We start from the raw sequence: 12,337 nt of genomic DNA, 5'->3' as shown, positions 1-12,337 counted from the left end.
TTATTTATTCTACAACAAATCGGCAAAGACAATAGGAAAAATATTTCTTCCTAGATAAAATACTTTCAGCAAAACCTAAAATACCATAGAGCGCAAAACTTGTTTTTGAACTCTTTGATCGAATTCTATTCTAAAAATGGAAATTCGGTTTCAGAACGCCCATTTACTATCATTGAAATTTCCACCCGCTTTCTTTAAAAACAAATGCAGGTTCCTAAGAAATTCTAAATCGAAAAAAAATTGGATTCGCGGGTTTCTTTTTACACAGAAACAAATGGAGCCGACTTTATTGCGATCGATAGGAAGACGGGGAACAACCGAACCTTTCCTGAAAAAGTTTATGAAATGCCGATTTGGAATTGAATCCGGAAGCATAAAGGATCGAAAGAACCGAACGATCCGATTCTTCCTTTAAAAGTTTTGCGGCTTCCTCAAGTCGAAACTGAGTGATATAATCGCGAAACGTTAGATGCAATCGGGCGTTGAGAATTTCGGAAAGCTGATGTGTATGAATATCCATTTCTTTTGCTAGTTTTGCAAGAGTCAGAGTTTCATCCAAAAAAATTCTTTTGATTCTCATCCTATCATCCAGACGAATCAAAATGGCGTCCACGTCCAATCCTACAAGGCGGCTTTCTTTATAACGGGCTTCCCTGGATTCTTTTTGAAAGTTAAGGACGACGGAAGAATGAGTTGCACTCATGAGAAAGATCGCCGATATCAAAAACGTCAATGCATCGGCGGCGATTAAAAACAAAGGCATATAAAATGTCTGTGCGATTACGAATAAAAATAAGATCGCAAGAGTCGCCGCGAACAAAATTAGAAACGGTGAAAATACTTTACGAAGTTCTTTAACCGTTTTTTTTCTCCATCTCCATACCTTAAAAAATAAAACCGCCGGATACAAAAAGTTCGACAAAGTTCCAAGGATCAAAAGTGAAAGAACAATCCGGTGAAACGGGTCTTCCGAATTCGGATTTGCCAGAAATACTCTTTTGGTTTCTATATCGCGAAAATAAAAAGGAAACATTAGAATGAATGAAAAAAGAGCGGGTAAAAAATGAAAGAATCGAATCCGAGTCTGTTTCGCTCCGCTCAATTCTTCAAAGTATAGATATGTAAAAGGTCCGATTAAAAAAAGGAAAGGAACGTTCCATTCCGCAAACCACGAAACTTTTTTCAATTCGTCCGAGAGCTCCAAATAAATATGAAATTGAACGATCGCCACGCAGAAAAAAAGGATCGAAGTGGAATTTTGATCGAATAAACGAAACCGCGATGGTTCGAGTTTCGAATTCTTAGGATGAAATTTGTTTCCGCCGTTTATTAGATTTGCAAGAGCCAGCAAGAACGCAAGTCCCGAACCAAAGGCTACTAATATAAGCATAAAATGATTGAAGGGAATCCTTTCACTCTGTCCATATTTTTTTACGATTCGAAAAATTTCGGTCCTTCCGGATACGGAAGGACGACTCTTTTCCAAAGTTATGACAGACTGATGAGCATGAAACAAAACGATACAAACATTTCATCCGCGAAAAAACGAAACTCAAAAAGAATCTTTTTCTTTCTTGTTCTCTTTCAACTCGTAGATTCTATATTTTTTTTCAGCTGCGCAAACCCTTCGGAAAAAATCGCCGAACCTAATTCCGAATCCTTTGTCGAAGAAAAAATCCAAACCTTCAAACCGAGGTTCGACAGAAAACGTCCGGTCGTCGCGGTTATTGGCGAGAACGAATACACGGAACTTTCGGACTTTATCGTTCCCTACGGCGTTTTCAGGAGATCGGAAGTCGCGGACGTATACGCTCTTGGAACAAACTCAGGTACGATGCGGATGTTTCCAACGTTGGAAATTGAAATTGAAAAAACGCTTTCGGACTTTGATCGATCCTTTCCGGAAGGGGCGGATTTTGTAATCGTTCCCGCCGTTCACGACTCGGAGAATTCTAATCTGATCCGCTGGATTCAATCACAAACGTCGAAAGGAGCAACCATCGTCGGAATCTGCGACGGAGCCTGGCTCCTCGCAAACGCGGGAATTCTCAAAGGAAAACGAGCAACGGGACATTGGTATTCGCTTAACGATTTGGAAAAAAAATTTACCGAAACCAAATGGGTTCGAAATCGGCATTACGTCGTGGATGAGAAGATCATCACTACGACCGGCGTCACCGCTTCCATTCCGATATCGATAGCCCTCGTTGAATCCATTGCCGGAAAAAAAAGAGCACAACAGGTTGCAAAAGAATTCGGCGTAGTCGACTGGGGAACCGAGCACAACACGTCGAATTTTAAATTTGAAAATAAACACTATTGGACTGCGGCGAAAAATTTTCTGTCCTTTTGGTCTCGTGAAAACATCGGAATTCAAGCGGCTCCCGGAATCGACGAGGTGACCCTCGCATTGGTTACGGATTCTTATGCCCGTACTTATAGAACTAACGTCTTTGTTATTTCAAAGTCCGAGCCAAAAATTCGGACAAAAGGGGGATTAACACTTTTCACGACGGAAACCAAGGACCAAAAAAAATCCTTCGATCGAATATTAGAAAATATCGATATTTCTCCGGCGGTAATCGCCCTTGACAAAACCTTATCCCAAATTTCGTCTCTCTACGGAACCGCAACTTCGTCCTTCGTGGCGATTCAAATCGAATATCGGTTTCATTAAAATCGATTCAAAAACAAATCTTTTTTTTATTGCCATCGTCTCGACAATGAGTTTTAATAATCCGAAATTAAATGAAAACTTCATCTTGGGGAATTCGGATTCAAGGAACCGGTAGATATCTTCCCGGACCGCCTGTGTCAAACTTGGAACTCATTTCCTACTCGGGACTCAATACATCCGATGATTGGATCGTATCCAATCTTGGCATTCGACAAAGACATTGGGCCCCGGAAGGAATCGCGACCAGTCATATCGCTGCGGAAGCCTCTTTCATTGCATTAGAAGAAGCAAATATTCCTTCGGGGGATTTGGATCGAATCATTCTTTGTACTTCGACGGGAGATTGGACTTCTCCGGCCGCCGCATCCAAGGTTCAAAGTTTAATCGGCGCGACTTGTCCGGCGGAAGATAAACAAGTCGCCTGCTCCGGATTTTTATTCGGCTTGGATCACGCGGCGCGACTGATCTATTCCGGTGAACGGAATGTTCTTGTGATCGGAGCCGACGTAAAATCTCGTTTTGTCCGCAAAAACGATCTAAGACTTTTTCCGATTTTCGGGGATGGAGCCGGCGCGGTAATCCTTAGCAAAGGAAAACCTGGAGAAGGTTTGATCGCATCTAAACTCTGGACCGACGGCTCGAAGTCGGAACACCTCTATACGCCGGCCGGAGGAAGCGCGATGCCGGCTTCTATGGAATCCGTTCGGAATGACCTTCATTCAACGATTATGCAAGTGGAAGGAAAGATCATTTTTGACGATGCAATTTCCATCATGACTTTGATGTCGCAAAAGATTTGCGAAGAGGCCGGACTTTCTCTCGATGAAATCGATGTCTTTATTCCTCACCAAGCGAATATAAGAATTATGAGTTCGGTTGCCAAGAATCTGAGAATTTCTCCCGAAAAAGTGATCACCACGATCGATCACACGGGAAATATCGTAGCAGGAACGATTCCTTACGCCCTCGACTTTGCAAGAAAACAAGGAAGAATCAAACCGGGTCATAAGATTCTATTCGTCTGTGCGGGTGCGGGTTATTCCGCCGCTGCGGCGATTTATATAGAACCCGCGATATGAATCAAACAAATCGGAACTTTCATGAACTTTCCGGAAAAACCGCTCTCGTCACAGGCGGAAGTCGAGGAATCGGAAAGGCGATTTCAATCCAGCTAGCACAGTGCGGAGTCAAAATTCTCGCGGTTGCAAGAAACAAGGAAGATTTGGATTCGTTATTCAAAGAATTACCCGGAACCGGACACTGCGTTTATACATGCGACCTTTCTAATATTCAAGAAATCGATTCCCTGGAAGAAAAAATAAAAGTTTGGGGAATTCCTGACATTGTAGTCGCAAATTTCTATTCCAGAACGGAGCCAAAAAAACTTAGCGAGTACGACCTAAAAAAAAATCCCTTACCGAAAGGAAGCGCAGAATATTTACTTCGATTGATTCCGCTTTGTATCCCAATACAAAGAGAAAAAGGGTTTGGCAGATGGATTGCAATCGGATCACTCGTTGCGGAATTTGCAGGCCCCGGACAGGCCTGGTACTCGATGGAAAAAAAGACGATCGAATCCTTATTTCTAACTCTCGCGCTCGAGGAAGGAAGATACGGAGTCACCGCAAACGTCGTAGTTCCCGGCTTCGTAGACACGCCCGGAACCAAAACCAATTATTCAAAGGAAAAATATTCGGATCTAGAATCTCTCAACCTTTTGGGAAGGGCCGCTCGTCCGGAAGAGATCGCCTATGCGGTTCAATTTTTAGCCTCACCTAACGCATCTTATATTACCGGAATCAAACTTCCGGTTACGGGCGGCGCCCATATCAACTGGCCACTTAGAAACAAAACAAAGGATAATCTCAAAGGATGAAATCGATAACAATTCCTGAGTTTATGGATTTCAGAGCACTTTCCCAAAAGGATCGAATTGCTTTACAATTCGAGGGCAGAACTTGGACATATTCCGAAATTAAAAAAGAATCGATTGGAGCGATGTCGAAACTCGAAAATCTTGATCTCAAGGAAGGGGATCGATTCGGAATTCTCGACTTTAATTCTCCCGAGTCTCTCTTTTTGTTTTTAGGAGCGGTCCGAATCGGCGTTGTTCCGGTGATAATCAATTGGAGACTAACCCCGACGGAAATTCGTTTTATCTTGAAAGACTCGAATTCTAAAATACTTTTTTATGGAAAAGAATTTCAGGAGAACGCCTCGGCTTCCGTTCAATCGGAATCCGATATAAAGTTAATTAATATATCAGAATATACGCATAGATCCGAAAATGAAGAAAGCCGATTATTCGATCCCGAGACAACAATCGTTCAACTTTATACTTCCGGAACGACCGGATTTCCGAAAGGTGTTCTGCTCAATCACAACAATCTTATCAACACTTTAAGAAACCTCGCTTTAGAACTACCCGGATTCGGATCCGATTCTAAAAATCTTGTCTGTTGTCCTTTCTATCATATCGGCGGTCTTGGTTATATGATGCTCGGTTTTATTCCGGGCGGCACCAACTATCTTGTGAGAAAATTTGAAACCTTGGAAATCGTAAATCTGATCCAATCCGAAAAAATTACGAACGCACTTTTAGTTCCTGCTATGATTCAAACGATAGTATTAGATCCGGAAACAAAACATTTCGATTTTTCAAGTCTTCGGAATATTCAATACGGAGGATCCGGAATTCCGGAGGTAATTCTTAGAAAAGCTTCCGATCTGTTTCGATGCGATTTTACACAGGCATACGGATTGACTGAGACAACGGGAATTGCCACCTTACTTCGATTTGACGATCATAAAAAAATTCTTGAATCGGATCCCTCCGAAGTTTGGAAGGACAGGGTTCGTTCCGCAGGAAGAATCATCGGAGAAATGGAAATCTCCATTTTAAATTCCGATTTCGAAGAATTAAAACCCGGAGTTCCCGGGGAGATTTGTTTAAAAGGAATCAACCTCGGAAAAGGCTATTGGAATCGGCCCGAGGATAATCAAAAATCATTCGATTCTAACGGATGGTTTCATACGGGCGATATCGGTTTTTTGGATTCAGACGGATTCTTATATGTGATCGATCGAAAAAACGATATGATTCTTTCAAAAGGAGAAAATCTATCACCTGCTGAAATCGAAAGAACTCTATTCGAATATCCGGATTGTTCGGACTTAGCCGTGTTCGGATTAACGGATCCGGAATACGGAGAAGTAGTCTGCGTCGCAGTGGTGCCGAATGAAAACAAAAACGTAAACCTAGATCATCTTTTATCCTGGGCAAAAGGGAAAATCGCCGGCTACAAAATGCCGCGGAAATTATTTTTAATGGATCAACTTCCTCGTAATCCGTCCGGTAAAGTTTTAAGAAGAGAACTTCGATCCTTATTTTCCAATGTGTCATGAAGATTACTAAAGTGGATCTACTAAAGCACAAAAGTTTATTATATCCGATCCTGCTTCTGTTTTTTGTTTGGGGATTATTTAGAGTGATCTCGATGGATGTTTTTCTCTCCTACTTTCTGCCCTATTCTAATATAGAAAGAATCGCATACGAATCTAGATTAGAAATATTAAATCAGCTAAAAACCGATGTAGGATCTTCGAAGGAAATACAATACGCAGTCATTTTTGGAACTTCGAAATCAAGCGCTTTCGATCCCAATCTGATCCGTGAAAAAACGAAAATTCGGAATTTACAAACATACAATTTCTGTGCGCCGGCCGCGTCCGTCGGTTTTCATCATTTCTGGTGGAAACAAATTCTTTCTTTCGCGGAGGAGAGCGGTAACTATCCAAAATTTATTCTTTTAGAATCGGACACATATCAATTAGAGGAGTATTCCACGCAGATTTCTCTGGATCATGCCCTTACTACTTCCTATTTAATCGAAGATTCTTGGAATCGTATTTCAAATTTCAAAAAACCGAATTGGAACATCGAAGATATTCAATATTCTGCAATCAAAAGAATATTTCCCATTTTTAAATATGGAATTAAATTCTCCGCAATTCTCAAAAACTTGAAAAAAGTAAAACTGGACGATGGAAGAACGGAACGAATCGTAAATCTCAAAAAAGAATTCAGCCGGGAATTTATCGCTACCACAAAAGAAAAAAACGGATCCTATCCGAATCAATTTATTGTAAATACCCCATCGAACGAGTTGGATCGAAAAGCCGAAGAGGCGATTACAAACCATTTCTTGAAATTTAAAGAAAAGGAAAACCAAATTCATATCTTTCGTCAACTTGTGGAAGAATTTTCCATTTTAAAAATTCCGACGATCATCTATTGGCCGCTTTTCCATCCTCAATTAACGGCGGGATTAAATAAACTTCCAAGGATCAGTAAATTGAAAAATAAAATGATCACGACCGCCTTGGACATTCAAGCCAATAATCCGGATTGGGTTCTTCAAATTTCCGATCCTGAAAGATTCGGAAGATTAGAATGTGATTCTTTTATAGATCCTTTTCATTTGAGCGGGGGCTGTTTTCCCGAATTGACAAATTTTATTTTTAAGGATTTTTCTAATTTTTTAAAAAACTAAAAGAAATGAAAAATCGCCCTCTTACAATTTCCTTTGGCGAAATTCCGTACCCGGACCGGATTCCGAAATATATGATCGCTCAAGTCATACGGCCCGATCGTTTTGGAGAACCCGAACACGCGTTTGTCGAGGAAGAAGTCCCAGTACCACAATTAGCGCCTAACGAAGTCTTAATCGCCGTAAAGGCGGCCGGGGTCAACTTCAACAATGTTTGGGCCGCAGCCGGTTATCCGTTAGACGTAATCAACCACAGGATCAAAGAAGGAGAATTAGAAAATTATCATATAGGTGGCTCCGACGCCGCAGGTATCGTAGTTCAGATCGGGAGCAAAGTGCAAGAATTCAAAATCGGCGAAGAAGTTGTAATTCAGCCCGGAAGTTTTGATTCGGAAGAGCCTTGCGTCAAAAACGGAGGCGACCCCACATTCTCCTCAAAGTTCAAAGCCTGGGGTTATGAAACAAATTTCGGAGCGTTTGCACAATTTTGCAAAGTAAAATCCACGCAATGTCTTCCTAAACCTTCCAATCTTAGTTGGGAAGAATCGGCTTGTTTTATGCTCACGGGCGCCACCGCATTCAGGATGTTAACCCATTGGAATCCGAATCATATCCGGAAAAACGATTTGGTTCTTATCTGGGGCGGTTCCGGAGGACTCGGCGCGATGGCAATCCAACTAACGCGGAAATTCGAAGCGGTCCCGATTGCGGTAGTAAACTCTTTGGAAAAGGGAAAATTTTGTCTTTCCTTAGGAGCCGAAGGATACATTCTACGAAATGAATATTCTCATTGGGGTTCGATAAATAAATCCGAATCCTCCGATTTCAGGGAAGAACAAATGAGATCATTTCAAAGATCGGTCCGAAATATAGGATTCAAAAATCCTAATATTGTAATAGAACATCCGGGAGAGGACACTATACCTACCTCTCTTTTTGTCTGCGACCGAGAGGGAATGGTAGTCATCTGCGGCGGGACGACGGGTTATCTTGGAAGTTTTGGATTAAGCGATTTTTTTAAATATCAAAAGCGGCTGCAAGGATCTCATTTTGCCAATCCCGAAGAATGCAAAAAAGTATTAAAACTCGTAGGGGATCGGGAAATTTCTCCGGCGCTCACAAAAGTTTTTTCCTTTCAAGAGATCCCCAAAGTCCATCAGCAAATGAAGGAAAACGTTCATCCTTACGGAAATATCGCGATCAGCTTTGTTTGATCAAAATTGGAAATAGAAAAAATCTTGGCTTCCGGAAGGAATCTGGGTCAAACCGAATACAACCAAAACTACCGTTAACGGCAAAAGCCAAACTTCCCTTTTTTTAAACGGATTGAGAACATTCGGATATTCTTCAATGATCTGAAAGAAAAAAGTTGCGACCACCGCTAAAAAAAAGCTGGAATATTTTACGATTTCCGCGCCGGAAAAGTAATCTCCGTTAAAGAAAAACATTCTGATAATCGCATTTTTTCCCCATTGCCAATCCGGAGCGAAGAAGAATACACCCGAACTAAGATAAAGAATCCATATTAGAATTCTTTTAAATATTTTTGCGGGAACTCCATTCCATTCATACATACCCCTTTTACTCAAAAACACTTCGACACTTAGAAAAACTCCCATACAAAGACCCCAAACCGCAAATGGAATTTTAGCGCCGTGCCAAAGTCCTCCTAAGAAAAAAGTAAAACAAAGATTAAACCATAACCTCGTTTCGCTTACTCGACTTCCTCCCAGTGGAATAAAAATATAATCTCGTATCCAGGAAGAAAAAGTAAGGTGCCACCGTTTCCACAAATCGCTAAAAGAAGAAAAGAAAAAGGGAGCCTTAAAATTAATCGGAAGTTCGAATCCCAGTAATTTCCCAAGACCTCGCGCGATGTCCGAATATCCCGAAAAATCCGCGTATAACATCACAAGAAAGCTGATTGAAAGAATCCAGAGGGACGCGGGTTTGATTTCAAAGACGGAAGGACTATCGGGCAAAAGAAGCGGTTGAATATTCAATAACAGCTGATTCGCTATAAATATTTTTTTTATCACTCCCGATAGAAGGAGCCAAAGGCCGTTTTTGACATTGGAAGTAATAGGAATCGGTAGTGTTCCTTCCCTTAACGACTGAATCTGGGGTAAAAGATCCTGCGATCTCACGATCGGTCCGGCAATCAGTTGTGGAAAGAATGAAATAAAAAGTAAGAATTCTGCGAGCGAATGTTTCCGAACGTAGATTCCATTTTTTAAATCGAAACCGTAAGACATGATTTGAAACGTATAAAAACTGATTGCAAGAGGGAGTAAAATTTCAAAGCCCATTTCGTTATGTGAATGCCGGAGGTTTTGTTCTAACCAAGCTGGATTTCGCAAAGGAACGGAGATTAGATCCGCCAAAAAATAGAAATACTTAAAAAAGGCGAGATTCGATAGATTCAAACATTGGATGATAAAGAATAATGTTTGATTGCGGTTGATTCTATAAAGATTCCATAAATAATAGTTGAGAACGAGGATAAAGAGGAAATGAAGCAGAAATGCGAAACTCCAACTCCCATAAAAAACCAAGGAAGATGCAAGTAAGAAATACATTCGATACTTTGATGGAATCGTCCAATAAGTCAGATAAACGAAAGTAAAAAAGATGAAAAATTGATAACTTACAAAAAGCATAAAACAAGCAGGCTTTCTAATTTATTCGGAATGATCAAATCAACAATTCATTTTTTAAAAATGAAAAAACAATAAAGTTTAGAATATTCATAAAATTCAATTTAGGAAAATCAAATTCATGAAACTTCAGACTGGAATTTTAGGAAAACCGATTCCAGGCATAAAAATATCGGGAACCGGCTCCGCGTTTCCTCTTCATTGCGGAAGATTTTGGACAAATAATGAGATTCACGAACTTTTGTACGGTAAAAATTGGGAAAAATTTTTCGCCGAAAACAAAATGGATTCGGATTATTTTCAAAAGAATTACGGCTTTGAAAAAAGATATTGGGTACATGCTCCCGGTTCTCCCTTAAGTGAAAACGAAGCTACTTCGGCGGATCTCATGGAAATCGCCGCGCGAGAAGCTTTAGAATCGTCCAAATTATCAGGTCTTGAAATCGATGTTTTTATCGCCGTAAGTACGACCTCTCCAAAATATACGACCTCGCTCGGTGCAATCGTCGGCGGTCGTTTGAATATTTCTTCCGCAACGTTGGAAATAAAATCGGGTTGTTCTTCCTCCATTTATGCCGGCGTATTAGCGGCTCAATTTATTTCCAACGGCGCCGAACACGTATTAGTCGCGGCCGCTGAAACACTCTCAAAAGTTGCAAGCAGCGAACCGGGAATATTGTATTCCGCTTCGGACGGCGCAGGAGCAGTCGTTTTTTCCAGGAGTGAAAACCCAAAACAAGGAATTCTTTCCTGGTATCTGGATTCCGATGGAAGTTATACGAAGGTTATGGGAGTGCCGGGACTTCTTCCTCCGATTTCTAACTTTGAAAAAAAGGATTTTTTATTTCAGTATAAGGATATTCCAGAAGAGTTTATTCTCAATGCCTGGAAAAAAGCCGCCGGTTATTGGAAGGAAATTCCAAACTCGAAAAAGCCGGATGTTTTGCTTCCTCATCAGGTAAATCGGAAAATAATACGAATCGTTTCCGAATTCTTAGAAATGAAATCCGAGGACGTATTGGATAGGGTGGACAAAGTTGCCAATTGCGGGTCCGCGAGTATTCTCGCCGTTTTAGATCATTCTTATCGCGATAAAAAAATCAAAGCTGGGGATACGATTTTATTTGCCGCTGCCGGAGGAGGTATCTCATGGGGAGGATTTTTATTACAAACCTAACGCGTAGCACGAATTCTAATCCGAAAGTATTTCTTTATTCGTTAGAATCGGATTTGATTCGAATAACGAAGTTCAAAAACTTAAAAAATTCAATATTTATGATATTCTAATGTTTGCGAAAACTTCCTTTGAAAATAAATAAAGCCCGCGAAGATGCTCCCATTTCCTATTTTGAGATACGGTTCTTTGTTTTTGCAAATTCTAAAATGTAAGAATCCCTCCGCCACCATGACCTCCGCCGCCGTGCCCTCCTCCACTTCCACCGCTGCCTCCGCCGCCGCTCCCTCCTCCACTTCCACCACCGCCGCTACTTCTTCCTCCACTGCCGCCTCCGGTCCTAGTGCTCGGAGATCTGGTTGAAGTTCCGGAAGACGATCTAGATGTACAGTTGTTTTTACAGGCGTTGCAAAGCTCGTAACAGATAAGCGAAATCGCCGCCGATTGATTCGGAGTTTGATCGTTTAAGGCAATCAATAAACAAGCGGAAAGTTGTTCATCACAACCCTTCTCACAGTTTACCGTTTGCACACTACAACCTTCGAAAAAAATAAAAAGAATCCCAAATAATAAAAGTTTTTTCAGTTTCATTATTTTTTACCCGCGCCCGCTTGCTGAAGAATTTCTTGAACTCTTTTAGAATCTTCTAATGTTGATTCGGACCAAGCGGTATGTCCTTGAACCGTCGTAGCGTAAACATCCGCGCCTGAGCGGATGAGAAGTTTGACTATTTCGGGGTATCGATTCGTTGACGCCATCATCAAGGCGGTGTGTCCGTCGCGAGTTCTTGCGTTGACGTCTGCACCGTTTCGAATCAGATATTCGGCGATCAAATACTCTCCCTCTCGAGCCGCCACCATCAACGGTGTGAAATTTCTAAAAAAAGGATCTCTTTGGTTGATTCCTTGTCCGCTCCGAAGCGAATTCTCAAGTCCTTGAAGATCGCCTTTATAGACGTAATCGGTCGGGCTCAACGGTTGTGTTCCGTATCTTTCCTGCGGGAGAACACAACCCGTAAAACCAAACGTCGCAAGGAATAGGTAAAAGAGCGCATACCGTTTCCAAAAGAAAAATTTTTCCCCAACTTGTCGAACTGTGAATAGAAGCCGTTTCATAACTTTAATCCTCGAATACCCTTAAAGAATACTCGTTTTAGGATTTCGAACAATAGGTAGGGACAGCAACTGCGGCAATTACCTACGAATCGATTGTGTATTAGTGGTTTTTACCCAAGGAATTTTGAAACTTTATATCCCGCTTGACTCTTGAATCGAAAAAA

Annotated in this window: 11 protein-coding genes; 7 read left to right on the top strand and 4 right to left on the bottom strand. The window is 41.2% G+C overall.

Annotated elements, in window-relative coordinates; all coding sequences use genetic code 11:
• Positions 1–286: 286 nt before the first annotated feature.
• Positions 287–1,486, bottom strand: coding sequence for an AraC family transcriptional regulator (locus tag JWG44_RS05245; protein WP_205273926.1), 1,200 nt, complete (start codon positions 1,484–1,486; stop codon positions 287–289).
• Positions 1,487–1,501: 15 nt separating this feature from the next.
• Between JWG44_RS05245 and JWG44_RS05240 the strand changes: the two genes are divergently transcribed.
• From JWG44_RS05240 to ccrA, 6 genes are all read left to right on the top strand, one after another.
• Entirely contained in the window at positions 1,502–2,677 is a 1,176-nt protein-coding gene (locus JWG44_RS05240; RefSeq protein ID WP_232371490.1) for a DJ-1/PfpI family protein, read from the top strand.
• Between the two features lie 71 nt (positions 2,678–2,748).
• Complete coding sequence (locus JWG44_RS05235) at positions 2,749–3,756, top strand: 3-oxoacyl-ACP synthase III family protein (RefSeq protein ID WP_205273925.1); 1,008 nt, start codon at positions 2,749–2,751, stop codon at positions 3,754–3,756.
• Positions 3,753–4,553 carry an SDR family NAD(P)-dependent oxidoreductase gene (locus JWG44_RS05230; protein WP_205273924.1) on the top strand — a complete coding sequence of 267 codons (801 nt, stop codon included), beginning with the start codon at positions 3,753–3,755 and terminating at the stop codon, positions 4,551–4,553. Before JWG44_RS05235 ends, JWG44_RS05230 begins: the two co-directional genes overlap by 4 nt.
• Positions 4,550–6,082: a class I adenylate-forming enzyme family protein gene (locus JWG44_RS05225; RefSeq protein WP_205273923.1), complete on the top strand. Its 1,533-nt coding sequence runs from the start codon at positions 4,550–4,552 to the stop codon at positions 6,080–6,082. Before JWG44_RS05230 ends, JWG44_RS05225 begins: the two co-directional genes overlap by 4 nt.
• On the top strand, positions 6,079–7,230 hold the full coding sequence (locus tag JWG44_RS05220; RefSeq protein WP_205273922.1) for a DUF1574 family protein: 1,152 nt from the start codon (positions 6,079–6,081) through the stop codon (positions 7,228–7,230). Before JWG44_RS05225 ends, JWG44_RS05220 begins: the two co-directional genes overlap by 4 nt.
• Before the next feature lie 5 nt (positions 7,231–7,235).
• Positions 7,236–8,441 (top strand): crotonyl-CoA carboxylase/reductase, encoded by a 1,206-nt coding sequence (gene ccrA, locus JWG44_RS05215; RefSeq protein ID WP_205273921.1) that lies wholly within the window; start codon positions 7,236–7,238, stop codon positions 8,439–8,441.
• On the opposite strand, the gene JWG44_RS05210 is transcribed toward ccrA, so the two are convergent.
• The gene (locus JWG44_RS05210; protein WP_205273920.1) at positions 8,442–9,887 is read right to left on the bottom strand and encodes an MBOAT family O-acyltransferase; all 1,446 of its coding nucleotides are present in this window, start codon (positions 9,885–9,887) and stop codon (positions 8,442–8,444) included. It lies immediately after the preceding gene.
• Positions 9,888–10,005: 118 nt separating this feature from the next.
• Here JWG44_RS05210 and JWG44_RS05205 point away from each other — a divergent pair, with 118 nt between their 5' ends.
• Positions 10,006–11,061, top strand: coding sequence for a 3-oxoacyl-ACP synthase III family protein (locus tag JWG44_RS05205; protein ID WP_205273919.1), 1,056 nt, complete (start codon positions 10,006–10,008; stop codon positions 11,059–11,061).
• Between the two features lie 201 nt (positions 11,062–11,262).
• On the opposite strand, the gene JWG44_RS05200 is transcribed toward JWG44_RS05205, so the two are convergent.
• Both JWG44_RS05200 and JWG44_RS05195 read right to left on the bottom strand, forming a co-directional pair.
• A complete protein-coding gene (locus JWG44_RS05200) occupies positions 11,263–11,649 on the bottom strand; it encodes a hypothetical protein (protein WP_205273918.1) in 387 nt (128 codons plus the stop codon).
• Positions 11,649–12,173, bottom strand: coding sequence for an ankyrin repeat domain-containing protein (locus tag JWG44_RS05195; protein WP_205273917.1), 525 nt, complete (start codon positions 12,171–12,173; stop codon positions 11,649–11,651). Before JWG44_RS05195 ends, JWG44_RS05200 begins: the two co-directional genes overlap by 1 nt.
• Positions 12,174–12,337: the final 164 nt, after the last annotated feature.

Source organism: Leptospira ainazelensis (assembly GCF_016918785.1).
Lineage (GTDB): Bacteria > Spirochaetota > Leptospiria > Leptospirales > Leptospiraceae > Leptospira > Leptospira ainazelensis.
The sequence above is the reverse complement of the archived record's forward strand: the minus strand, read 5'-3'. Positions and strand labels throughout refer to the sequence as shown.